Annotated in this window: 24 protein-coding genes; 22 read left to right on the forward strand and 2 right to left on the reverse strand. The window is 67.3% G+C overall.

The features are described 5' to 3' along the window. The first annotated feature begins 115 nt into the window (after positions 1-115). The 13 genes from phnF to ACFSGJ_RS03415 all read left to right on the forward strand — a co-directional run bounded on the left by phnF (position 116) and on the right by ACFSGJ_RS03415 (position 11072). The gene (phnF, locus tag ACFSGJ_RS03355; RefSeq protein WP_390259477.1) at positions 116-841 is read left to right on the forward strand and encodes a phosphonate metabolism transcriptional regulator PhnF; all 726 of its coding nucleotides are present in this window, start codon (positions 116-118) and stop codon (positions 839-841) included. Then, a complete protein-coding gene (locus ACFSGJ_RS03360) occupies positions 834-1250 on the forward strand; it encodes a phosphonate C-P lyase system protein PhnG (RefSeq protein ID WP_390259479.1) in 417 nt (138 codons plus the stop codon). Before phnF ends, ACFSGJ_RS03360 begins: the two co-directional genes overlap by 8 nt. Next, positions 1250-1846, forward strand: coding sequence for a phosphonate C-P lyase system protein PhnH (gene phnH, locus ACFSGJ_RS03365; RefSeq protein WP_390259481.1), 597 nt, complete (start codon positions 1250-1252; stop codon positions 1844-1846). The genes ACFSGJ_RS03360 and phnH overlap by 1 nt, the downstream gene beginning before the upstream one ends. After that, positions 1846-2997, forward strand: coding sequence for a carbon-phosphorus lyase complex subunit PhnI (locus ACFSGJ_RS03370; RefSeq protein ID WP_390259483.1), 1152 nt, complete (start codon positions 1846-1848; stop codon positions 2995-2997). Before phnH ends, ACFSGJ_RS03370 begins: the two co-directional genes overlap by 1 nt. Continuing rightward, positions 2994-3908, forward strand: coding sequence for an alpha-D-ribose 1-methylphosphonate 5-phosphate C-P-lyase PhnJ (locus ACFSGJ_RS03375; RefSeq protein WP_377405580.1), 915 nt, complete (start codon positions 2994-2996; stop codon positions 3906-3908). Before ACFSGJ_RS03370 ends, ACFSGJ_RS03375 begins: the two co-directional genes overlap by 4 nt. After that, on the forward strand, positions 3905-4720 hold the full coding sequence (locus ACFSGJ_RS03380) for an ATP-binding cassette domain-containing protein (RefSeq protein WP_390259485.1): 816 nt from the start codon (positions 3905-3907) through the stop codon (positions 4718-4720). The genes ACFSGJ_RS03375 and ACFSGJ_RS03380 overlap by 4 nt, the downstream gene beginning before the upstream one ends. Before the next feature lie 9 nt (positions 4721-4729). Then, positions 4730-5464 carry a phosphonate C-P lyase system protein PhnL gene (locus ACFSGJ_RS03385; RefSeq protein WP_390259487.1) on the forward strand — a complete coding sequence of 245 codons (735 nt, stop codon included), beginning with the start codon at positions 4730-4732 and terminating at the stop codon, positions 5462-5464. Beyond that, positions 5451-6620 (forward strand): alpha-D-ribose 1-methylphosphonate 5-triphosphate diphosphatase, encoded by a 1170-nt coding sequence (locus ACFSGJ_RS03390; protein ID WP_390259489.1) that lies wholly within the window; start codon positions 5451-5453, stop codon positions 6618-6620. The genes ACFSGJ_RS03385 and ACFSGJ_RS03390 overlap by 14 nt, the downstream gene beginning before the upstream one ends. A gap of 98 nt (positions 6621-6718) precedes the next feature. Beyond that, positions 6719-7525 carry a phosphonate ABC transporter ATP-binding protein gene (gene phnC / locus ACFSGJ_RS03395; RefSeq protein ID WP_390259491.1) on the forward strand — a complete coding sequence of 269 codons (807 nt, stop codon included), beginning with the start codon at positions 6719-6721 and terminating at the stop codon, positions 7523-7525. Positions 7526-7627: 102 nt separating this feature from the next. Next, positions 7628-8563, forward strand: a complete 936-nt coding sequence (phnD, locus tag ACFSGJ_RS03400; protein WP_390259493.1) for a phosphonate ABC transporter substrate-binding protein — start codon at positions 7628-7630, stop codon at positions 8561-8563. Between the two features lie 63 nt (positions 8564-8626). Beyond that, the gene (gene phnE / locus ACFSGJ_RS03405) at positions 8627-9604 is read left to right on the forward strand and encodes a phosphonate ABC transporter, permease protein PhnE (RefSeq protein WP_390259495.1); all 978 of its coding nucleotides are present in this window, start codon (positions 8627-8629) and stop codon (positions 9602-9604) included. Beyond that, the gene (gene phnE, locus ACFSGJ_RS03410) at positions 9601-10467 is read left to right on the forward strand and encodes a phosphonate ABC transporter, permease protein PhnE (protein WP_390259497.1); all 867 of its coding nucleotides are present in this window, start codon (positions 9601-9603) and stop codon (positions 10465-10467) included. The genes phnE (ACFSGJ_RS03405) and phnE (ACFSGJ_RS03410) overlap by 4 nt, the downstream gene beginning before the upstream one ends. Continuing rightward, on the forward strand, positions 10464-11072 hold the full coding sequence (locus tag ACFSGJ_RS03415) for a DapH/DapD/GlmU-related protein (RefSeq protein ID WP_390259499.1): 609 nt from the start codon (positions 10464-10466) through the stop codon (positions 11070-11072). Before phnE (ACFSGJ_RS03410) ends, ACFSGJ_RS03415 begins: the two co-directional genes overlap by 4 nt. 51 nt (positions 11073-11123) lie before the next feature. On the opposite strand, the gene ACFSGJ_RS03420 is transcribed toward ACFSGJ_RS03415, so the two are convergent. After that, on the reverse strand, positions 11124-12494 hold the full coding sequence (locus ACFSGJ_RS03420) for a M20/M25/M40 family metallo-hydrolase (RefSeq protein WP_390259501.1): 1371 nt from the start codon (positions 12492-12494) through the stop codon (positions 11124-11126). Between the two features lie 254 nt (positions 12495-12748). Between ACFSGJ_RS03420 and ACFSGJ_RS03425 the strand changes: the two genes are divergently transcribed. The 5 genes from ACFSGJ_RS03425 to ACFSGJ_RS03445 all read left to right on the forward strand — a co-directional run bounded on the left by ACFSGJ_RS03425 (position 12749) and on the right by ACFSGJ_RS03445 (position 16540). Beyond that, complete coding sequence (locus tag ACFSGJ_RS03425) at positions 12749-13030, forward strand: hypothetical protein (RefSeq protein ID WP_390259503.1); 282 nt, start codon at positions 12749-12751, stop codon at positions 13028-13030. A gap of 32 nt (positions 13031-13062) precedes the next feature. Next, a complete protein-coding gene (locus ACFSGJ_RS03430) occupies positions 13063-14040 on the forward strand; it encodes a sulfate ABC transporter substrate-binding protein (protein ID WP_390259505.1) in 978 nt (325 codons plus the stop codon). Positions 14041-14111: 71 nt separating this feature from the next. Beyond that, positions 14112-14918, forward strand: coding sequence for a sulfate ABC transporter permease subunit CysT (gene cysT, locus ACFSGJ_RS03435; RefSeq protein ID WP_390259621.1), 807 nt, complete (start codon positions 14112-14114; stop codon positions 14916-14918). Beyond that, positions 14911-15807, forward strand: a complete 897-nt coding sequence (cysW, locus tag ACFSGJ_RS03440) for a sulfate ABC transporter permease subunit CysW (RefSeq protein WP_390259507.1) — start codon at positions 14911-14913, stop codon at positions 15805-15807. Before cysT ends, cysW begins: the two co-directional genes overlap by 8 nt. Before the next feature lie 13 nt (positions 15808-15820). Continuing rightward, the gene (locus tag ACFSGJ_RS03445; protein ID WP_390259509.1) at positions 15821-16540 is read left to right on the forward strand and encodes a sulfate/molybdate ABC transporter ATP-binding protein; all 720 of its coding nucleotides are present in this window, start codon (positions 15821-15823) and stop codon (positions 16538-16540) included. Positions 16541-16774: 234 nt separating this feature from the next. On the opposite strand, the gene ACFSGJ_RS03450 is transcribed toward ACFSGJ_RS03445, so the two are convergent. Next, complete coding sequence (locus ACFSGJ_RS03450; RefSeq protein WP_390259511.1) at positions 16775-17173, reverse strand: winged helix-turn-helix transcriptional regulator; 399 nt, start codon at positions 17171-17173, stop codon at positions 16775-16777. A 102-nt stretch (positions 17174-17275) separates the two neighbouring features. Between ACFSGJ_RS03450 and ACFSGJ_RS03455 the strand changes: the two genes are divergently transcribed. The 4 genes from ACFSGJ_RS03455 to ACFSGJ_RS03470 all read left to right on the forward strand — a co-directional run bounded on the left by ACFSGJ_RS03455 (position 17276) and on the right by ACFSGJ_RS03470 (position 21760). After that, a complete protein-coding gene (locus ACFSGJ_RS03455) occupies positions 17276-18121 on the forward strand; it encodes an NAD(P)H-binding protein (RefSeq protein WP_390259513.1) in 846 nt (281 codons plus the stop codon). A 221-nt stretch (positions 18122-18342) separates the two neighbouring features. After that, positions 18343-20508 carry a TonB-dependent siderophore receptor gene (locus ACFSGJ_RS03460; protein WP_390259515.1) on the forward strand — a complete coding sequence of 722 codons (2166 nt, stop codon included), beginning with the start codon at positions 18343-18345 and terminating at the stop codon, positions 20506-20508. A gap of 167 nt (positions 20509-20675) precedes the next feature. Then, positions 20676-21065, forward strand: a complete 390-nt coding sequence (locus tag ACFSGJ_RS03465; RefSeq protein ID WP_390259517.1) for an antitoxin Xre-like helix-turn-helix domain-containing protein — start codon at positions 20676-20678, stop codon at positions 21063-21065. Next, positions 21062-21760, forward strand: a complete 699-nt coding sequence (locus tag ACFSGJ_RS03470; protein ID WP_390259519.1) for an RES family NAD+ phosphorylase — start codon at positions 21062-21064, stop codon at positions 21758-21760. Before ACFSGJ_RS03465 ends, ACFSGJ_RS03470 begins: the two co-directional genes overlap by 4 nt. Positions 21761-21792 lie beyond the last annotated feature (32 nt).

The raw sequence follows: 21792 nt of genomic DNA on the forward strand, positions 1-21792 counted from the left end.
GCGCGCGCCACTGACGCCGCCCTTCGCCGGGCCACGCAAGCTTCACGCAGGGTTCACCGAGGCGACATGTTCGCAGGTTACGCCGTGAGTCATCCGAATGAATCAAAGGTGACCTGTGGGACGGGAAAGCTGGAAAGAGGTCAGGGATTCGCTTGCCGCCCGGATCGAGCGTGGCGAGCTGCTGCCGGGGGCGCAGCTGCCCGTGGAGCCGGCGCTTTGCGCGGAATTCGGCGTGGGCCGCCATTCCCTGCGCCGCGCGATCCGTGAACTGGCCCTGGAGGGCAAGCTGCGGGTCGTGCAGGGCGCCGGCACCTTCATCCAGAACGCCCCTCTCATCACCTATCACATCGGGCGGCGCACGCGGTTTCGCCAGAACCTGCGCGATCAGGGGGTGACGCCATCGGGCGAACATCTGGCGCATGAGATCCTGCCCGCCCCCGCCCATGTCGCCGAAGAACTGCGGGTGGACCCCGGCGCGGCGCTGCACCGGGTCATCCGGCGCGGGCTGGCCGATGGCGTGCCGATCAGCCTGGGCATCGGCTGGCACCGCGTCGACCGCTTTCCCGATCTGGGGGAACGGCGCGCCGCCGGTGTCTCGGTCTCGGACATCTATCGCGACCACGGCATCCCCGACTACTTCCGCAAGCGCACCACGATCTTTACCCGCCGCCCCACCCCGGAAGAGGCCGCGCTGCTGAGCCAGCATGGCGAAAGCCCGGTGCTGGTCGTCACCAAGGTCGATGTGGCGCCCGATGACCATGTGATCGGCTTTTCCGAGGCCGTCTGGGCGGGCGACCGGGTCAAGTTCAGCCTCGACCAGGGGGGACGTGACGATGACTGACCATGGCAGGCTGCTGGACGTCCTGGCCCGGGCCGAGGCCGATGCGATCAAGGCGCTGGCCGAGGATCTTTTGCCCCGGCTGGGGGATGTCGAGGTGCTGAGTTCGCGCACCGGGCTGGTGATGCAGCCGGCCCGCGACCCGGTGGCCGAGGTCGATTTTCATCTGGGCGAGGTTCTGGTCGCCGAGGCGCATATCCGCGCCGCCGGGACCGAGGGCTATGGCATGACGCTGGGCCGCGATCTGGAACGGTCGATGGCGATGGCGGTCTGCGATGCGGCCTGGTCCTCGGGGCTTGGCCAAGCCGAGGTCGCGGCCTTTGCCGAACGGGCGGCCACGGCACAGGCCGAAGCCGATGCCGCGATGCTGCGGGCGATCGAGGCCACCCGCGTGGACATGGAGACCTTCTGATGCTTTCGCCCGACCTGACGCCTGCGCCGCAGGAAACCCGCGTGGCGCCCCCCGAAATGAGCCGGGAAGAGGCGCGCGACACCGCCACCTATGAGGCGCTGCTCTGGGCCTTTGCCCGCCCCGGCCTTGTGCGGGACCTTCCGGTGGTACCGGACGCCCCCGCCGAACCCGCGATGGCGTTGATCCTTGCGGCGCTGATCGACCGGGAATGTCGCGTGATGACCGACGATCCGGTGCTGGCGGCGCAGGCGCGGCAGGCGGGCGCGGCCATCGTTCCCGCGCCCGAGGCCGACCATGCCTTTGTCGCGGGCGACGCGGCGCTGCGTGTCCTGCCGGACCTGCCCACCGGGTCCGCCCTTTATCCCGACGCGGGCGCGACGCTGGTGATCGCCGCCCCGATCGGGCGTGGCAGGGAATTGCGGTTGCAGGGACCGGGGGTCGAACCGGGTGGCGTCACGCTGCGGCTGGGGCTTGCGCCCGGCTTCGTGGCGGCGCGGGCGCGGGCGATCCGCTACCCCGCCGGGATCGATATTCTGGTGGTCGAGGGGCGCCGCGTCGTGGCGCTGCCCCGATCCACCCTGCTGGAGGAAATCTGATGGCCTATGTGGCGACACGCGGCGGCGAACGCGCGATAGTCGAGGCCGAGCGGCTCTATCGCGCGGGTCTGGGCCCCATCGACCGGTCGCGGGTGGAAACCGTGGGCGCGGCCCTGCCGATGCTGATCGACCGCGTGATGGGCGAGGCCTCGCTTTACGCGCCCGACCTTGCGGCGCTGGCCCTCACGCAGGCGGGCGGCGACCTTTATGAGGCGGTCCTGTTGCTGCGGGCCTGGCGCACGACCCAAGCCCGGCTGGCGGTGGCAGAGCCCGCGCGCCCCGAAGACCAGATCGTGCATCGCCGCATCTCGGCCGCGTTCAAGGATGTGCCGGGCGGGCAGGTGCTGGGGCCGACGCTCGATTATTCGCACCGGCTGCTGGAAACCGGCGTGCTGCAGGGGGTGCCGTTCCACCCCGCCCCGCCGGAACCCGCCGCGCGGCCCGCGCAGGCCCGCCGCCCCTCGGTCGCGGCCTGGGAAAAGGCGAACGGGCTGGTGGCCGCGGTCACGCCGCCGTCCGCGCCGGTCGCGCCCGACGCCATCCCCGACCTGACGCGCGAGCCGATGCTGTTTCCGGCCCACCGCGCGCACCGGCTGCAGGCGCTGGCGCGGGCCGATACGGGCGGGGTGCTCGCGCTCGGATATTCCGCGATGCGCGGCTATGGCAGCGACCACCCGACGGTGAACGAACTGCGCCTGTCGGAAATCGAGGTCCGGGTGAAACACCCGCTTGGCACGACCTTTTCCGCCGGCCGCATCCGGATGAGCCAGGCCGAGGTCGTGTCCAAGAAGGGCGAGCAACTGACGCTCGGCTTTTGCGCGACCTTCGGCTGGAACGAGGTCAAGGCCATTGCCGGCGCGACGCTCGACCTAAATGCCGCGGGTGCGGCCAAGGGATCGCCGGTGGAGGAGGAATTTTTCCTTTACCATACCGAGCCGGTCGAGGCCTCGGGGTTCTGCATCCACCTCAAGCTGCCGCATTACGTTACCTTCCAGTCCTCGCTCGATGCGATGCGGGATGCGCGGCGGAAACGGGCTGCTGCGGACGCGGGGGTAGCGGGGACGGGGGTAGCGGGGGCGGGGGCCGCCAACGAACGTGCCGACGAACAGGATGGCGCGGCGGACCATGGCACGGAAAGGGAAATCGCATGACGCTCGCATCGCTCACGCGGCCCTGGGCGCCGATGTCCTACGGGTTTCTCGATGCCTCGGCCCGGCGCGAGATCCGGCGCAAGACGCTCAAGGCCATCGCGGTGCCCGGCTGTCAGATGCCCTATGCCAGCCGCGAGGTGCCGATCGCGCGCGGCTGGGGTACGGGCGGGTTGCAGGTCACGCTGACGCTGATCCGGCCCGAAAGCCGCGTCAAGGTCATCGACCAGGGCGCCGACGATTCCGTCAATGCGGCCTCGTTGCGGCGGTTTCTGGCGCGGGTGTCCGGCGCGACCGGCACCCCCGACACGACCCGGGCCACAATAATCCAGAGCCGCCACCGCATCCCCGAGGAACGCCTGCGCGAGGACCAGATCCTTGTGCTGCAGGTGCCGAACCCCGAACCCCTGCGCCCGGTCGAGCCGAACATGTCGGTCGCGCGCCAGATGCATGCCGATGCCGATTACAGCCGGTTGTGGCTGATCCTTTACGAACAGATCGTGCGGTCCGGCCGCGTGATGCAGGGCGCGAGCTATCCCGCGCTGGTTAACGGGCGGCATGTGATGACGCCCTCGCCCATCCCGCGCTGGGACCTGCCCAAACTGCATATGGCGCGGCATCTGACGATCCTGTCGGCGGGGCGGGAAAAGCGCATCCATGCGGTGCCGCCCTTTACCCGGGTCGAGCCGCTGGTCTTTTCCGACGTGCCCTACCGGGTCGAGGATCATGCGGGCCTGACCTGCGACCGGTCCGGCCTGCGCGGCTATTTCATGAACGAGATCCCGCAGGAGGATGGCAGCAGCACGCACGAACTTTCGGACAGCCATCTGGGGATCAAGGCGATCCACCGGGCCGAAGGGTCGGGCGCGGGACCCGCGGAAACATGGTATCAGGACGGGGAGTTCCGGCAATGATCGCGGCCCAGACGCTCGGCGCGCACCTTGACGACCCCCGCCTGACGGAGACGCCGCCGCTGCTCCGGATGCAGGGGATCAGCCACAGTTATGGCACGGTCACGGCGCTGGCCGATGTGGGCGCGACCGTCTTTCCCGGCGAGGTGCTGGGCATCGTCGGGGAAAGCGGATCGGGCAAATCGACCCTGCTGCGGATGATGAACCTGGAGGAAACGCCGGCCCGGGGGCAGTATTCGCTCGCCCTGCCGGGATTGCCCGCGAACCTCTTCATGCTGGACCGGCAGGCCCGTCGCGACCTGCGCGCCCGCCAGATCGGCATCGTCTATCAGAACCCGCATCTGGGGCTTCTGATGCGCAATTCGTCGTCGGGCAATGTGGCGGAACGGCTGCTGGTCGCGGGGGAACGCAGCTTTCACACCCTCCGGGATCGCGCGGCCGAGGCGCTGGCCGCGTCCGAATTCCCGCTGGACCGGATGGACGCGCCGCCGGTCGTGCTGTCGGGGGGGATGCAGCAGCGGGTGCAACTGGCCAAGGCCATCGCGCTGGAACCGGCGCTCTTGCTGCTCGATGAACCGACGACGGGCCTTGATGTCAGCGTGCAGGCGCTGGTTCTCGACACGCTCAAGCGGTTGCAGCGGGAACGGACGATCACGATGGTCATCGTCAGCCACGATCTGGGTGTGATCCGCGCCATGGCCGACCGGGTGATGGTGATGCGCCGGGGCCGGGTGGTCGAAGAGGGGCTGGTCGATCAGGTCTTTCACGATCCCCAGCACGAATACACCCAGACCCTTGTTCATGCCCGGCTGTGAGGTGACGCGATGACGATGACAGAAATGCCGGCCGAGGGTGCGTCGCCCGTCCTTGACGTGCGGGGGCTGACGAAATCCTTCCACATGCACCATCTGGGCCAGCGGCTCGACCCGTTCCGCGATGTCAGCTTTGCCGTGGGGCAGGGCGAATTCCTGCTGCTGCGCGGCCCGAACGGGGTGGGGAAATCGACGCTCTTGCGCACGATCTACCGCACCTGCCTGCCCGAAAGCGGCGCGGTGATCTTTGCCTCGCGCCGCGGGGCGGTGGACCTTGCGCGCGCCGCGGATGTGGATGTGGCGCTGCTGCGGCGGGACGAAATCGGCTTTGTCACGCAGTTTCTGACCGCGCGGCCCCGCGTCGCGGCCGAGGATATCGTGGCCGAACCGCTGCGCCGATTGGGGCGCCCTGCGTCCGAGGCGCTGGAGGAGGCGCGGCACTGGCTTTCGGCCTTCGGGGTCAAGCGCGATCTCTGGCGGGCCTATCCCACCACGTTTTCGGGCGGCGAACAGCAAAAGGTGAACCTGGCGCGCGCGCTCATCCTGCCGCCCCGGCTGCTGTTGCTGGATGAACCGACCGCCTCGCTCGATGCGGGGGCGCGGGCGGCGCTGGTCGCGCGGCTTGCGGAACTGAAACATGCGGGCGTCGCGATGATCGGCGTCTTTCACCACCCGGGCGATGTCGAGACGCTGATCGACCGGGTGATCGACCTTGGCCGGAAGGAGGTTTCCGATGTGGCTGTCTGACTTCAGGATCGTGCTGGAAGACCGCGTGATCGAGCGCGGATCGGTCCGGGTGCAGGACGGGCGTATCGCCGAGATCGCCGAACGCCCCGTTCCCGGTGCCGCGCGCGAGGGCGACGGGCTGATGCTGTTGCCGGGCTTCATCGACCTGCATGGCGACATGATCGAGCGCGAGGTCGAGCCGCGCCCGAATGTCCGGATGCCGATGGAACTGGGCCTGCGCGACCTTGACCGGCGGCTCAAGGTGGCGGGCGTCACCACGGGCTTTGCCGCCGTCAGCTTTCACCCCGGCAGCGCCTACGGGCATATGCGCAGCTATGACCATACCAAGGCGATGCTGCGCGCGTTGCAGGAAATGCGCCCCGCCCTGTCGGTCGATCACCGCGTCCATGCCCGGTTCGAGGTGACCTTCCCGAACGCGCTGGCCGTGGTCGAGGAACTGATCGCCGAAGGGATCGTCGATCTGGTCTCGCTGACCGATCACACGCCGGGGCAGGGGCAGTATCGCGACCTCGAACGCCATATCGCCACGGTCGCGCGCAACAATGGCCTGACCGAGGATGAGGCCCGCGCCGAGGTGCGCCGCCGCATCGCGCAAAAGACCGAAGGCGCGGGCGACCTGGCGGCCACGCTGCAACGGATCGCAAGCGTCTGTGCCGGGCGCGGGATCGCCATCGCGAGCCATGACGACGACACGCCCGCCAAGGTCGCGCTGATGCAGGGGCTTGGCGCCTCGATCAGTGAATTTCCCGTGACGCCCGAGGCCGCCGAGGCCGCCCGCGCCCGGGGCATGTTCACGGTCATGGGCGCGCCGAACGCGCTGCGGGGCGAAAGCTACTCCGGCAACCTTTCGGCGCGCGAGGCGCATCGGCAGGGGCGGCTGGATATCCTGGCGGCCGATTACCACCCCTCGGCGATCCTGCCGGCGGTACTGGTGCTGGCGCAGGCCGACCCGGACGGGATCGCGGGGGCCGCGCGGCTTGCCACCGCCAACCCCGCCCGCGCGATCGGGCTGCAGGACCGGGGCCGGATCGCGCCGGGCCTGCGCGCCGATCTGGTCATCGCCGATCCGCAGGGCGTGGGGCATGTGCGCGCCACCTTCTGCAACGGGCGTGAGGTCTTTGCCGACGGGACGGTGCGCGGGCGCGTCGCCGCCTGAGCGGGTGCGCCGCGACGTCCCCAAGGCGTCGCACAGATGTCATCGAGAATTCATTCGAATGAAAGTGCCATGTTACCGGCCCAAAGGATAAAGAGCCCATGGAACAGCAGCACCTCATACTGACCGATCTTTCCCGTAGCTTTGGCGCGACGAAGGCGGTCGACCGCGTGACACTCGACATCCCGCCGGGGCAGTTCGTGGGCATCATCGGCCCGTCCGGCGCGGGAAAATCCACGATGCTGCGCCTGATCAACCGGCTGGTCGAGCCGACCGGGGGCAGCATCCATCACGGCGCGACCGACGTGACCGCCTTGCGGGGCCGCGCGCTGCGGCAGTGGCGGCGCGACTGCGCGATGATCTTTCAGCAGTTCAACCTGATCGAGCGGCTGGACGTCCTGACCAATGTGCTGACGGGGCGGCTGGCCGAACACGGGTTCTTCAGTTCCATGGCGATGCGGTTCAGCGATGCCGAACGCGCCATGGCGATCCGGGCGCTGGAACGCCTGGACCTCGTGCCGCAGGCGCTCAAGCGGGCAGGGGCGCTGTCGGGCGGACAACAGCAGCGCGTGGCGATCGCCAAGGCGCTGCTGCAACGACCCCGGATCATGCTGGCGGACGAACCGATCGCCAGTCTCGACCCGGGCAACGCGACCCGCGTGATGGAGGCGCTGCGCAGCATCAACCGTGACGACGGTCTGACGGTGCTGGTGAACCTGCACACGCTGGATACGGCCCGGGCCTATTGCCACCGGATCGTGGCGATGCGCTTTGGCCGCATCATGTTCGACGGCACGCCCGCACAGCTGACCCCGGATGTCGTGCGCGACATCTATGGCAGCGAGGGGCTGGCCCATTTCGACGAGGGCGTCACATCGACTGCCGCCCGCGTTCCCGCCCTTGCCTGACCTTCCCCCCGGTTGAAACCGCCGGGCGAGGCGCCCGGACCCAGCCGGAACGCCCCTGGCCACCCTTGGGCAAGACCCACCCCAACCCACCCGGAGATCACAATGAAACGCGTATTCACCATGGGCCTTTCGGCCCTGCTGGCGACGTCTGCCCTGGCGCCTGTTCTTGCACAGGACGCCCAGGACTGGACGCAGGACTATCAGATCATCCGCTTCGGCATCCTGTCGGGCGAAAACGAGCAGGACCGCATCATGCGCTACACCCCGCTCGAACAGTATCTGGAACGCGAACTGGGCGTCGAGGTCGAGATCTTTTCGGCTAACAACTATGACGGCGTGGTGCAGGCGCTGGCCGCGAACCAGATCGAGTTCGCCTTTCTCGGGTCATCGGCCTATGCGGCGGCCTATACCGAAACCGGCGGTGGCGTGCGGCCGCTGTTCGTGGCGCAAAGCGCCGACGGGTCCACGGGCTATTACTCGATCATCGTGACGCGCTGCGACAGCGGGCTGGACAGCCTTGCCGATCTGGAGGGCCGCGTGCTGGCCTTTGCCGATCCCGACAGCACCAGCGGCTATGCCGTCCCCTATTACAACCTGGTCGAACGTGAGGGCATCACGCCCGAGAGCTATTTCGCCGCGACGCCGTTTTCGGGCAGCCACGAGGCGGGCGTGCAGGCCGTCGTCAACGGCACCTTCGATGCCGCCGCCACCTATCAGGACAGTGACATCAACGGCATCCCGCAGCGCATGGTGCGCAAGGGCATGATCGAGGCGGGCAGCGTCTGCAAGATCTGGGAATCGCCGGAAATCACCTCGGGGCCTTTCACGGCGCGCGCCAATCTGCCGGCTGGTCTGGTCGAGGACATGACCCGCGTGATGATGGCCTTCCCCGAGGCCGAGCCCGAATCCTTTGCCGCCGTGCGCGGCACCGTCGCCGAGGATGAAAACCCGACGGTCGGCTACATGGAGGTCGATCACGACCGCTATCAGTGGATCATCGACATGCGGGAATGGCTGCGCCAGAAGCGCCGCAGCTGACCGCCCGGCCCCGGGGCTGCGCATGTGCCGCGGCCCCGGCACCGCCCGATAGGAGGAAACGCCATGGCCAGCCCGACAGCCCCCTTTTCACCCGGCGGCGCGGTTCCTGCCGGAACCGTCCCGCCCAGGGGCGCATCCGCCGCAGCGGCCCGCGACGGGTTCGAACGGGACTTCCGGATCCGCCGCCGCCGCGCGCGGCTTTACTGTGCGGCGGGCAGCGCCGTCTTTCTCGCGCTCTTCCTGCTCAGTTCGTGGCTCGGGGATTTCTTCAAGGTCACGCAGGTGACACTGGCCGATGGCAGCCGCGACTGGCGCTGGATCATCCCCGCGGGCCTGCCGCGCCTTGGGGAATACCTGTCCAAGATGGTCCCCGTCCTGCGCCCGGAAACGCTGGGCGCCGATCTGGCGGAATGGTTCTGGCGCTGGCGCGTCTGGGCCTGGCTGCTGCTGGAAACGGTGCTGATCGCCTTCATGGCGACGGTGCTGGGGGTGATCGGCGGGTTCCTTCTGTCCTTCCCGGCGGCGCGGAACCTGACGCCCAACGGCGCGGTGATGTGGCTTTGCCGCCGCTGGCTGGAGATCGCCCGCACGGTGCCGGAACTGGTCTGGGCGCTGATCTTCGTCTTCTGCTTTTCGGTGGGTCCGATGGCGGGGGTGCTGGCCATCGGGCTGCACACGACCGGCGCGCTTGGCAAGCTGTATTCCGAGGCGAACGAGAACATCGACATGCGCGCCCTTGATGGCGTCAAGGCGGCGGGCGGCAGCTGGTTCGACCAGATCCGCTATGGCGCGGTGCCGCAGGTGCTGCCCAATGTGGTCAGCTATACCCTGCTGCGGTTCGAGATCAACGTCCGGTCCTCGTCCATCATCGGCTATGTGGGTGCGGGCGGGCTGGGCCAGGAATTCCGCACCGCCATGAGCTTGCAGGAATATACCGACCTCTCGGCGCTCTTCATCATCATCCTCATCACGGTGAGCTGCATCGACTATGCCTCGGACGCGCTGCGCCACCGCATCATCGACGGAGAGGCCCGGTCATGACCGCATCCGCCCCCATATCCGCAGCGGAAATCGCCGCCGCCCGCGAAAAGGTCCCCCATGCGTTCCGCGTGCCCCCTGCGGTGCGGGCCCGGCGCTGGGTCGTCCGCGCGGTGCTGGCGGGGCTTTTCGTCTATTGCCTCGTCCTGTTCGACTTTTCGCCGGCCCGGATCGCGAACGGGCTGGCGCGGCTGGGCAATGTGCTCTCGTTCATGTTCCCGCCCCATGTCTGGGACAGCTGGCGCGACTTTTCCGAGGTGCTGAAGGGTCTGGGCGAAACGCTGTCGATGGCCTTTCTGGGCACGGTGCTGGGCGCGGTCGTGGCCTTTCCGCTGTCTTTCCTGGGGGCGCGCAACATCAACCGGCTGACATTCCTGCGGCTGGGGGTGCGCCGGGGCTATGACGTGATCCGCGCGGTGGAAACGCTGATCCTCGCGCTGATCTTCATCCGCGCCTTCGGGCTGGGGCCGCTGGCCGGTATCCTCGCCATTACGGTGAGCGAGGTGGGAACCTTTGCCAAGCTTTTCTCCGAGGCGATCGAGAACAGTTCGGAACGGCCCGCCGACGGGGTGCGTGCGGCGGGCGGGTCGCGGCTGCAGGTGATCCGCTATGCGCTTTTGCCGCAGGTGAACCCGGTGATCCTGTCGGTCATCCTCTACAACTTCGAATCGAACGTCCGGTCGGGCACGATCCTTGGCATCGTCGGGGCGGGGGGCATCGGCTTCCTGCTCAGCGACCGCATCGCTGCCTATCGCTGGGACGAGGCCTGGTCGATCATCTTTCTTATCATCGTGATGGTCTATGTCGTGGACTGGCTTTCCGGCCTGATCCGCCAGCGGCTGATCGGAACGGAGCCCCGCAAATGAAGCAACTGACGCCCGAACCCACCGTGCATGAAACCGCCGTCGTGGTGGATTGCACCCTGGGCCGGTTCACCGAGATCGCCGCCCATGTCACGATGCGAGAGGTCGCGTTCGGTGATTATTCCTACATCGTGCGGCACGGCAATGTCGTCTGGTCGACCATCGGCAAGTTCTGTTCCATCGCCGAGGGTGCGCGCATCAATCCCGGCAACCACGCGACATGGCGGGCGAGCCAGCATCATTTCACCTATCGCGCCGCCCAGTACGGCCTTGGCGAGGATGATGCGGATTTCTTTCAGTGGCGGCGCGATCACTGGGTGACGCTGGGCCATGATGTCTGGATCGGTCATGGCGTCACGGTCCTGCCCGGGGTGAGCATCGGCACCGGCGCCGTGGTCGGCGCGGGCGCGGTGGTCACGCGCGACGTGGACCCCTACACGATTGTCGCGGGCGTGCCCGCCCGCCCGATCCGCCGCCGCTTTACCGAGGCGCAGGCCGAGGCGCTGATGGACATCGCCTGGTGGGACTGGGATCACGACGCCCTGCGCGCGGCCTTGCAGGACATCCGCGACCTGCCGATCGACGCCTTCATCGAACGCTATCGCTGAGGCGGGGGCGCCCACACGGCGCCGGGGCGGGCGCCGTCATCAGGCGGCGTGTCAGACCCGCCCCAGCCGGTCCAGCAGCGCGGCGCCCGTGCGGATGCCCTGCAGGAAAAGGTCGACCCGCAGGTTCTCGTTCGGGGCGTGGTTCGCGCTGTCGGCATTGGCATAGGGCATCACATAGGCCGGGACGCCGAGGATTTTGGTAAAGACGTAATCCGGCAGGCTGCCCCCCATCGACGGAAAGACCAGCGGCGCTTCGCCGCGCGCGGCCGTGATCGCCTCGCGCAGGACCTCTCCCCAAGGATCGTCGAACGGGGTCTTTGACGGCAGCATCCCGCCCTGCGGGATCACCTCGACCCCCGGCGCGTGCCTTTCCACATGGGCGCGCAGGCAGGCCAGCACCTGATCGGGGGTCATCCCCTCGACCAGTCGGATGTCGCATTTCGCCACCGCCTCGCAGGGCAGCACCGATTTCGACCCCGGTCCGCCATAGCCGCCGTGCAGGCCGTTGATCGTCAGCGTCGGGTGAAACATCAGCCGGTCCCAGAACGGGCGGTCGTCCGGCGCGTCGAGCTGCGCGATCCCCATCTTTTCCATATAGGCGGGCAGGTCGAGCGGCAGCGCACGCGCCGCCGCGATCTCGGCCCCGGAGGGCGGGACGATCGGGTCATGCAGCCCCTCGATGGTGATGCGCCCGCCTTCGTCCTTCATCGAGGCGAGCAGATGCACCAGCGTCCAGACGGCGTTCGGCACCACGCCCCCGTAATTGCCGGAATGGGTGTCGCGCACCGCCGTCCGGGCGCGAAGCTCAAAGGCGAACATCCCCCGCACCCCATGGGTCAGCGTCCCGCGCCCGGACTCGTGCAGCGGCCCGTCCGCCGTCACGACGAAATCGGCCCGCAGCCGGTCGCGGTGGGCGGCGATGAACTCGGCGATGCGGGGCGATCCGATTTCCTCCTCGCCCTCCAGCAGCAGGATCAGGTTGCAGGGCAGCGTGCCATGCACCGCCAGATGCGCCTCGATCGCCATGATCTGCGCGAAATGCTGGCCCTTGTTGTCGGCGATGCCGCGCCCATAGATGCGCCCGTCGCGGATCGTCGGTTCAAAGGGCGGGCTGTCCCACAGGTCGAGCGGGTCAGCCGGTTGCACGTCGTAATGTCCGTAGAGCAGCACCGTCGGCTTCGCCGGATCGACCGTATAGCGGCCGACCACAAAGGGATGGCCCGCGCTTTCCACCGTTTCGACATCGAGCCCCAGACCGGCCAGCATCCTGACGAGGCGTTCGGCCGCCTCGCGGATGCCGATATCATGGGCGCTGATCGAGGGGTGGCGGGCATAGTCGATCACGCGCGCCAGATATTCGTCATGCCGTGCCGCGATATGGTCGAAAACGGAGGTCAGGCGGTCGGCGGGGTCTGCGGTCATTCCGATATCCTTCTGGCTGGCGGGCCGAGCTTTGACCACATGCCGCCGGGGTTCAACCCGTGGCGGGGGGGAAGGGCCGGAGAATTTCCTTCTCCAAACACGATACAATCCGCCGAGATTTTTTCCTTGCTTAACACGACTTCTCCTGTCGTTATTTAGGTCATTGGCGGACCTGCCATGCCCGCCGAATCCCGGGTGCAGGCCACGGCAAAAACCCGAATGACGACGCAACCCGACCGAGGAGAGGACGAAAGATGACCCTGCATGACCGACGGATGACCCGCAGCATGAACCAGGTCGCCGGCATGGCCGCGCCCCTCGCGCCGAACGCCTCGGCCACGCCTCTTTGCGCCGTGACATTGATCGACCGGCGCACCGGACGTCCGCATCGGGTGAACGGGGCCGCGCTGGTGGCGCTGGCCCGCGACCCCGATCTTGCCGCGCGCGAGATGCTGGAGGGCCGGGACACCACGATATGGGAGGCCCGCATCCAGCCCCTGCCGGCCCCGGCCCTGACCTCGGCCGCACCGCTCTGATCCCTCGCCCGATTTTTTCAAAGGACCGTTCCATGTATCTCCGTTCCGCTGCCCTTGCCCTGATCCTGCTTGCGCCCGCGGCGCAGGCGCAGACGCTGCTGAATGTCAGCTACGACCCCACGCGGGAACTTTACCGCGAGTTCAACGAGGCCTTCGCCGCCCATTGGCAGGCGCAGGGCAACGCCGCCCCGGTGATCGAGACGAGCCATGGCGGATCGGGCGCGCAGGCCCGCGCGGTGATCGACGGGCTGAACGCGCAGGTGGTGACGCTGGCGCTGGCCGGCGACATCGACCGGATCGCCGAGGATACGGGCAAGCTGCCCGCCGACTGGCAAAGCCGCCTGCCGCATAACTCGAGCCCCTATACCTCGACCATCGTCTTCCTGGTGCGCGACGGCAATCCCAAAGGCATTTCCGACTGGGGCGATCTGGTGAACGAGGGTATCGAGGTCATCACGCCGAACCCCAAGACGAGCGGTGGCGCGCGCTGGAACTATCTGGCCGCCTGGGCCTGGGCCGAGCGCAACGGCCGCGATCCGCAGGAATTCGTGGGCCAGCTTTTCGCGAACGTGCCGGTGCTGGACACGGGCGCGCGCGGTTCGACCACGACCTTCGCGCAGCGGGGCATCGGCGACGTCCTGCTCGCCTGGGAAAACGAGGCCTATCTGGCGCTGGAGGAACTGGGCGAGGACCAGTTCGACATCGTCGTGCCCAGCCTCTCGATCCTGGCGGAACCGCCGGTGGCGCTGGTCGATGGCAATATCGCCGATGACGCGCAGCGCGAACTTGCGTCGGCCTATCTGCAATACCTCTATTCCCCCGAGGGGCAGGCGCTGGCCTTCAAGCATTTCTACCGTGCCTGGGACGACAGCGCCGCCGACCCCGAGGATGTCGCCCGCTTTCCCGATCTGGAACTGGTGAGCATCGACGATCTGGGGGGCTGGGCCACGCTGCAGCCGGAACATTTCGGCGATGGCGGCATCTTTGACCAGATCTACGTGGCGCGCTGATCATGGCCGCTCCCGCCGATCTGACGCTTTCGCCCCGCCTTCGCCGGCAACCGCTGGTGCAGCGGACGGCGATGCCCGGTCTCGGCCTTTCGGCCGGGATCACCCTTTTCATGCTGTCGCTCGTCGTGATCCTGCCGATGGGCGCGCTCTTGCTGAAGGGGGCGCAGTTCGGACCCGCCAATGTCTGGGAGGTGATCAACCGTCCCCGCGTCTGGTCGGCGCTCTGGCTGTCGTTCCGGCTCTCGTTCCTGGCGGCGGCCTTCAACCTTGTCTTCGGCGTGATCCTGGCCTGGGTGCTGGCGCGCTATCGCTTTCCGGGCAAGCGGCTGGTCGATGCGGCGGTGGACCTGCCCTTTGCCCTGCCGACCGCCGTGGCCGGCATCGCGCTGACGGCGCTTTACGCGCCGAACGGGCCGCTCGGCAGCCTTGCCGCGCAGATCGGGTGGAAGATCGCCTATACCCAATGGGGCATCTTCCTGGCGCTGGTCTTCGTGGGCCTGCCCTTTGTCACCCGCACCGTCCAGCCGGTGATCGAGGAAATCGAGCGTGAGGTGGAAGAGGCCTCTGCCACCCTCGGTGCCAGCCGCCTGCATACCCTGCGCCGGGTGATCGGGCCGATGCTGATGCCCGCCGCGCTGACGGGCTTTGCGCTCGCGCTCGCGCGGGCGGTGGGGGAATACGGCTCGGTCATCTTCATCGCCGGCAACATCCCCCTGCGCACGGAAATCGCGCCCCTGCTGATCGTCATTCAGCTGGAGGAGTTCAACTATGCCGCCGCCGCATCCATCGGGATCGCCATGCTGGTGATCAGCTTCGCGATGCTTCTGGCGATCAACCTCATCCAGATCTGGAGCCGGAGAAGGATCGGTCATGTCTGATACAACGCTTCGCCTTGTCGCACCCGTTCCCCGGCCCGCCCCTGCGGCCCGTCGCAGCGCGACCGAGGAATCGCCCCTTGCCCGCGGCATCCTGATCGCGGTCGCGCTTGGGGGGCTTCTGCTGCTGGTCGGCGCGCCGCTGGTCGCGGTCTTTGCCGAGGCCTTCGCGCGCGGCTGGGGCGCGGCCGTGGCCAGCCTGCAAAGCCGCGACGCGATGTCGGCGATCCGGCTCACACTGCTGATCACCGCCGTTGCGGTGCCGCTGAACGCAGCCTTCGGCATCGCCGCGGCCTGGTTCATCACCAAGTTCGACTTTCGCGGCAAGGCCTTCCTGATCACCCTGATCGACCTGCCGTTCAGCGTCAGCCCCGTGGTCGCGGGCCTGTGCATCGTGCTGCTCTTTGGCGCCAATTCCGCGATGGGCGGCTGGCTGGTCGCGAACGGATTCCCCATCGTCTTTGCGGTGCCCGGCATCGTCCTGGCGACGGTCTTCGTGACCTTTCCCTTTGTCGCGCGGGAACTGATCCCGGTGATGATCGAACAGGGCCGGTCCGAGGAAGAGGCCGCATTGACCCTTGGCGCATCCGGCTGGCGCGTCTTTCGCACGGTGACGCTGCCCAACATCCGCTGGGCGCTGCTTTACGGCACGCTTTTGTGCACCGCCCGGGCGATGGGGGAATTCGGGGCGGTCGCGGTCGTTTCGGGCAAGATCCGGGGCCAGACCGCAACCATGCCGATCACCATCGAGATGTTCTATAACGAGTATCTGTCGGTTGCCGCCTTTTCCATGGCCGCGCTGCTCACGGGGCTCGCGCTTGTCACCCTGACCATCAAGACCGTTCTGGAACTGCGCCATGCCGACAGCCTGTCGGCCACCCGGCGCCATTGAGGGAAGTCGCATCATGCATATCGAGATCGACGAGATCGCCAAGGAATTCGGCACCACCACCGCGCTGCATCCCGTGTCGCTGGCCATCCCCTCGGGCGCGCTGGTCGCGCTTCTGGGGCCGTCGGGGTCGGGCAAGACGACGCTTCTGCGCATCCTGGGCGGGTTGGAGTTCCCCACATCGGGGCGGGTCCTTTTCAACGGGCAGGATGCCACGGGCCTCAGCGTGCAGGAACGCCGCGCGGGGTTCGTGTTCCAGTCCTATGCGCTCTTCCGGCACATGAACGTCTTTGAAAACATCGCCTATGGCCTGCGCGCCCGCCCCCGCGCGACCCGCCCGGGCCGGGCCGAGATCGACCGGCGGGTGATGAAGCTGCTGGACCTGATCCAGTTGCCGCATATCGCCACCCGCTATCCGACCCAGCTTTCGGGCGGACAGCGCCAGCGCGTCGCGCTGGCCCGCGCGCTGGCGATCGAGCCGCGGATGCTGCTGCTCGACGAACCCTTCGGCGCGCTCGACGCCAAGGTGCGGAAAGAGCTGCGGCAGGGATTGCGCGACATCCATGATGAAACCGGGCTCACCTCGGTCTTTGTCACCCATGACCAGGAAGAGGCGATGGAGCTTGCCGATCTGGTCGTCGTGATGTCCATGGGCCGGATCGAGCAGATCGGCCGCCCGACCGAAATCCGCGCCAGGCCCGCGACCGAATTCGTGCGCGAGTTCATCAGCGCGTGACACGGGACGGGCGCCTGCGGTTGAAGCCGCCCCCGTTTGCTGAAAAACGTCACGTGCAGAGATCGCCTGTGAGGACGCCGCCTCGATCTGGAGCGCGGGCCAGACTGGCCTGCTGGCCGGAGGTCATGACGCTGGCACTTGCCAGCGGATGGTATGAGGGCATGACCCATAGCGAGACGGGGCACCCGCGCCCGCCGCTCTGCCAGGTTCCGGCGGGTTGACCGGGGCAGCGTGCTAGCGCGCGTTCTGCCGGGCCGCGACAAAGTGGTGCGTGTTCCGCTCAAGGCACATGGCAAGCGCACGGAGCCTCTCGGCCACCTCTCGGCCCAGGGGCGTCAGGTCATAATCCACATGCGGCGGCACGACCCTATGCGCCTCGCGGGTCAGCAGCCCGTCCTCTTCCAGGAGCCGCAGCGACTGGGTCAGCATCCGTTCCGAAACCCCACCGATCCGTCGCCGCAGCGCGCTGAACCGCAGTTTGCCGTCGTCGTGCAGCGCGATCATGATCAGCGCGCCCCAGCGGCTTGTCACATGGCTGAGCACGCTGCGCGACGGACATCTTTCGTCAAGCACATCGGCCACGAACTGGGGCTGCGTCAGAACGGACGTCGTCTGGCTGCTGGCGGTGTCCATCTGGACATTCCCTCATACTTACAAAAATGTCGGTACTTCCTTTTCATAAGTGACCCGTTAAGTCTGAGGCGTCAACATGCAACGCCGGAAAAGGAATATCCCATGACAATCGCAGTCTCCGCCGCCAGCGGCCAGCTTGGCCGCATCGCTGTCACGCATCTGAAAACGCTCGTCGATCCGTCGCAGGTCGTGGCGCTGGCCCGCGACCCGGCAAAACTCGCCGATCTTGGCGTCACGGCGCGGCCCTTTGACTATACGCGGCCGGACATGCTGATCGCCGGGCTGGACGGGGTTGAAACGCTGGCACTCATCTCCTCGGGCGATCTGGCGGGGCGGGTCGATCAGCATCGCAACGTGATCGAGGCGGCAAAGGCGGCGGGCGTGGGCCGGATCGTCTATACCTCGATTCTCAAGGGGGACCGCTCGCCCCTGATGATCGCGAGCGATCACCGCGCGACCGAAGAGATCCTTGCGGGGGCGGGCATCGCCACCACCATTCTGCGCAACAACTGGTATTCCGAGAACCGGGCCGCGACGCTGCCGGCGGCGCTTGGCGCGGGGGCGCTGATCGGGGCGGCGGGGCAGGCGCCGTTCAACACCGCGACGCGGGCCGATCTGGGGCAGGCGCTGGCCATCGCCGCCGCCGACGGGGCGCTTGCCGGGGCGGTTCTGGAACTCGCGGGGGATGAGACCTATACGCTTGCGGATCTTGCGGCCGAGGCGCAGCGCCAGTCGGGGCGCGACCTTCCCTATCGCGATCTCTCGCCCGAGGAGTATCAGGCGGCGCTGGTGGCGGCGGGTCTGCCTGCGGGCTTTGCCGCCGTTCTGGTCGATGCGGATGTGCAGGCGAGGGATGGCTGGATGGCCGACGACAGCAGTGCGCTGTCGCGCCTGCTGGGGCGCCCGACGACGCCCATCGCGGATGTGGTCGCGGCGGCGTTGGCCTGATCGGACGCGCTGGCCGCGGGCGGGGCGATGCCCGCGCTGGGGTAAGCCTGATCGTCTTTGTCGCGGTGGACGTGCTGCGCTGGCGGCTGACCCTGTTGCCGCAGTGACACGCATTCCGCCCCCGGGGCGGGCAGGGTTGCCTGATCCCGCCGCCGGTCCTAAACAGGCGCCAAAGCCAGCCGCAGATGCCGCCAGCCATTCCCCCGATCAAGGAGTGCCCGATGGCAACGCATCCCGCTGGCCGCGGCCGGCCCGCCCTGTTTTCTCCGTTCTCCCGTGCGCCCGTGACGCGCGCGCTCGCGATCCTTTTGTCGGGCACCGCGCTGATCCATACCGGTGCGGCCCTTGCGCAAGAGGCGCAGGAAACCCGTGCGCAAGAGACGCCGGAGACGCCGCAGCTTCTGGGTACGCTGGTGCTGCACGGCGCCTCGGTGATGGATGAGGACAGCTCGATCGTCGCGGGCTATACCGCCACCGGCTCGAAAACCGTGAACGAGGTGATCGACGTCCCCGCCCAGGTCTCGGTCGTCACTGCGCGCGAACTGGAAACCCGGGCGCCCGAAACGCTGACCTCGGCCCTGGCCTATACGGCCAGCGTGTCGGTTGACGAATACGGGTCCGACAACCGCTATGACTTCTTCCGCATCCGGGGCTTTCTGCAGAACGGCACCGGCACCTATCGCGACGGGCTGCCGCTGCGGACCTTCAACTTTACCGGCGGGCGGATCGAGCCCTATTCGGTTCAGCGGATCGAGGTGCTCAAGGGCTCGACCTCGACCCTCTTTGGCCTCAACGCCCCCGGCGGGCTGGTGAACGTCATCACCAAGCGGCCCCAGAACGACCCCTTTGGCGAGGTCTATTCGACCGTCGGCGACAGCCACGCGGAGCTTGGCTTCGACATGGGCGCGCCGTTGGACGAGAACGGCGAATGGACCTACCGCATCACCGGCAAATGGCAGGACGGCCAGAACCAGGGCGATTACCTGAACGATGACCGCCGCTATGGCGCCGTTGCCCTGACCTGGAAGCCCGGCGACCGCACCTCGCTCACGCTTCTGGGGAATATCTACCGGATCGAGGGGAATGCGGGGAACAGCACGCCCATCGGGTCGCGGGCCTCGCGCGAAACCTATTTCGGCGAGCCGTCCTTCAACCGGCTCGACCGCGACGAACGCAGCATCGGCTATGAATTCAGCCACGATTTCGGTCAGGGGCTCAGCTTCCGGCAGAACCTGCGCTGGTCGGAATTCGATTTCGGGCTGGAACAGGTCTATATCTCGGACGTGGTGGGGTCAGAGGCGCAGCGGGCGGCCTATTCCATCGACGGCAATGTCAGGCGGTTTGCGGTCGATAACCAGCTTCAGTTCGACACGAGCTTTGGCGATATCGACAGCCGCAGCCTGCTCGGCGTCGAATATGTCTCGGACGACCTTTACGAGGTGCAGGGCGCCTATACCGTCGGCTCGGTCGATATCGACCGCCCCGTCTATTGCGCCCCCGCCTGCCTGGTTCATACCGGCGACACGATCACCGACATGACGCAGGAAACGCTGGGCCTTTATGCGCAAGAGGAACTGACCTTCCGCGACCAGTGGATCCTGACGCTGGGCCTGCGCCATGACCGTGTGGAAACCGACACGGCCGCCGGCGTGTCCGACCGTCAGACCGCCACCACGGGCCGGATCGGGCTGACCTACAAGGCGACGCCGGATCTCGCGTTCTACGCCAATTATTCGGAATCCTTCGATCCCGTCAGCGTCGGCTATACCGGCCTCACCGGCGAAAGCCTGCGCCCGACCGAAGGCACCCAGTATGAGATCGGCGTGAAATACCGCCCCGAGGGCAGCGACGCCCTGATCTCGGCCGCGATTTTCGACCTGAGCCAGACCAACGTGCCGCGTTATGACGTGGTGGGTGGTGTCCCGGCCTTCTGGCAGATCGGGCAGATCGACGTGCAGGGGCTGGAAATCGAGGGCCGCATGGCCATGAACGACCGGCTGAACCTGAACTTTGCCTATGCCTATTGGGATGCGAAGATCGTCGGCGGCGACAATGACGGCCGCCGCCCGATCCTGACGCCGGAACATACGGCATCCGTCTGGGCCGATTACACGCTGGAGGGCGGCGCCTTTGACGGCATCCGTCTGGGCGGGGGCGCGCGCCTTTTGGGCAGCCGCTATTCGGACGACACGAACGCGGTTCGGATCGGGTCGGCGGTCGTCTTTGACGCGATGACGAGCGTTCCCTTGGGCGAAAATACCGAGCTTGCCGTGAATGTGTCGAACCTCTTTGACCGGGAATATGTGGCCTCCTACAACTTTACCAATTCGGCGGCCTTCTACGGCGACGGGCGGATCGTCAAGGCGACCCTGCGTCACCGCTGGTAAAACCGGGGCGCGGGCCGCTTTCAAAGGCGGCCCGCGTCGCTATTGCCCCGGTTTAACGGTCCGGGCCCAAAAAACCGCTCCGGATCTCTGTTGATCATACGAATTAAGTCCATTTGATCTTTACATATGGATCATATGGACTAATTCTTGGCCAACGGAGATTTTAAATGCACCTGGCCCAGAAAACACGCGACCCTGTCCAGATCACCGCCGTGGCGCTCAAGGCCTATGCGCGGGTGGCCGAGGCATGGGGCCTTGGCCTGCGCGAGGCTGCGGCCCTGGCCGACATGTCCGAAAGCACCTGGAAACGCGCCAGAAAGCCGGGTTTCGCCGGCGAGTTGACCAAGGATCAGCTTTTGCGGCTGAGCGCGGTGATAGGCATATACAAGTCGCTCGAACTCTATTTCGCGGAACCGCTGGCCCGGGGCTGGTTCACGCGGCCGAACAGCGGGCCGCTGTTCGGTGGCAGCCGGCCGGTCGATACCGCAATCGAGGGGGGGCTTCCCCAAATCCTCGCCATCCGCACCTATCTCGACGCGCTGCGCGGTGGTGCATGAGGCGGACGGAAGTGTCCGACCGGGGCCTCGTGCGCCTGCTGCCCGCGACCTATCACAAGCCGCCGGCGCTGCGTGGTCTGGTCGATACCGAGGAGGAACTGGAAATCCTTGCCGCAATCGAGGGGCTGACCAGCGCGCGGCTTTTGGCGGAACGGGGACGGAACCCGCATTTCGACCCGAGGGAGCTGGCCTGGCGGCGGCGCAACCGCGACCTGCGCATCTATGGCGACACCCATGTCAACGCGGCCTTCACCTATACGAGACGCGGCGGCAACCGCTTCAACCCGGAGGAGCGCGGCGCCTGGTATTGCGCCTGGAACGGCATGGTTTCCATCGCCGAGGTCGCCTGGCACCGCACGCGGGAACTGGGCTATACCGGGTCGTTCCATGACAGCGCGCGCTATGTCGAACTGCTCGCCGATTTCATCGGCGAATTCGATGACATCACCGACGAACCGGGGCACCCGGCGCTGAACCCCGAACCCGAGATCGGCTACCCCGAGGGGCAAAGCCTTGCGCAGCACCTGCGCCGCGAGGGTTCGCGCGGGTTGATCTATCCGTCCGTGCGGGCGCCCGCGGGGGGCAACTGTCTGGTCTGCTTTGATCCCGGCGCGATCCAGAACGTCCGCCCCGGCGCATCCTGGGACCTGATCTGGTCCGGCACGCCGGATTACGACGTCATGGCCGTGGGCTGAGCTTCTGTGGGTTGAACGGCAGTTACAGGCAA

The organism is Halodurantibacterium flavum (assembly GCF_042681825.1).
GTDB lineage: Bacteria > Pseudomonadota > Alphaproteobacteria > Rhodobacterales > Rhodobacteraceae > Halodurantibacterium > Halodurantibacterium flavum.

Coding starts and splice junctions, on each gene's coding strand:
- ACFSGJ_RS03460 (WP_390259515.1), top strand. CDS start 18,343: ATGGCAACGCATCCCGCTGGCCGCGGCCGGCCCGCCCTGTTTTCTCCG.
- phnC (WP_390259491.1), top strand. CDS start 6,719: ATGGAACAGCAGCACCTCATACTGACCGATCTTTCCCGTAGCTTTGGC.
- ACFSGJ_RS03465 (WP_390259517.1), top strand. CDS start 20,676: ATGCACCTGGCCCAGAAAACACGCGACCCTGTCCAGATCACCGCCGTG.
- phnD (WP_390259493.1), top strand. CDS start 7,628: ATGAAACGCGTATTCACCATGGGCCTTTCGGCCCTGCTGGCGACGTCT.
- ACFSGJ_RS03370 (WP_390259483.1), top strand. CDS start 1,846: ATGGCCTATGTGGCGACACGCGGCGGCGAACGCGCGATAGTCGAGGCC.
- ACFSGJ_RS03425 (WP_390259503.1), top strand. CDS start 12,749: ATGACCCTGCATGACCGACGGATGACCCGCAGCATGAACCAGGTCGCC.
- ACFSGJ_RS03415 (WP_390259499.1), top strand. CDS start 10,464: ATGAAGCAACTGACGCCCGAACCCACCGTGCATGAAACCGCCGTCGTG.
- ACFSGJ_RS03445 (WP_390259509.1), top strand. CDS start 15,821: ATGCATATCGAGATCGACGAGATCGCCAAGGAATTCGGCACCACCACC.
- phnE (WP_390259497.1), top strand. CDS start 9,601: ATGACCGCATCCGCCCCCATATCCGCAGCGGAAATCGCCGCCGCCCGC.
- cysT (WP_390259621.1), top strand. CDS start 14,112: ATGCCCGGTCTCGGCCTTTCGGCCGGGATCACCCTTTTCATGCTGTCG.
- ACFSGJ_RS03430 (WP_390259505.1), top strand. CDS start 13,063: ATGTATCTCCGTTCCGCTGCCCTTGCCCTGATCCTGCTTGCGCCCGCG.
- ACFSGJ_RS03360 (WP_390259479.1), top strand. CDS start 834: ATGACTGACCATGGCAGGCTGCTGGACGTCCTGGCCCGGGCCGAGGCC.
- ACFSGJ_RS03385 (WP_390259487.1), top strand. CDS start 4,730: ATGACGATGACAGAAATGCCGGCCGAGGGTGCGTCGCCCGTCCTTGAC.
- ACFSGJ_RS03470 (WP_390259519.1), top strand. CDS start 21,062: ATGAGGCGGACGGAAGTGTCCGACCGGGGCCTCGTGCGCCTGCTGCCC.
- ACFSGJ_RS03450 (WP_390259511.1), bottom strand. CDS start 17,173: ATGGACACCGCCAGCAGCCAGACGACGTCCGTTCTGACGCAGCCCCAG.
- phnE (WP_390259495.1), top strand. CDS start 8,627: ATGGCCAGCCCGACAGCCCCCTTTTCACCCGGCGGCGCGGTTCCTGCC.
- ACFSGJ_RS03375 (WP_377405580.1), top strand. CDS start 2,994: ATGACGCTCGCATCGCTCACGCGGCCCTGGGCGCCGATGTCCTACGGG.
- ACFSGJ_RS03380 (WP_390259485.1), top strand. CDS start 3,905: ATGATCGCGGCCCAGACGCTCGGCGCGCACCTTGACGACCCCCGCCTG.
- ACFSGJ_RS03420 (WP_390259501.1), bottom strand. CDS start 12,494: ATGACCGCAGACCCCGCCGACCGCCTGACCTCCGTTTTCGACCATATC.
- ACFSGJ_RS03390 (WP_390259489.1), top strand. CDS start 5,451: ATGTGGCTGTCTGACTTCAGGATCGTGCTGGAAGACCGCGTGATCGAG.
- ACFSGJ_RS03455 (WP_390259513.1), top strand. CDS start 17,276: ATGACAATCGCAGTCTCCGCCGCCAGCGGCCAGCTTGGCCGCATCGCT.
- phnH (WP_390259481.1), top strand. CDS start 1,250: ATGCTTTCGCCCGACCTGACGCCTGCGCCGCAGGAAACCCGCGTGGCG.
- cysW (WP_390259507.1), top strand. CDS start 14,911: ATGTCTGATACAACGCTTCGCCTTGTCGCACCCGTTCCCCGGCCCGCC.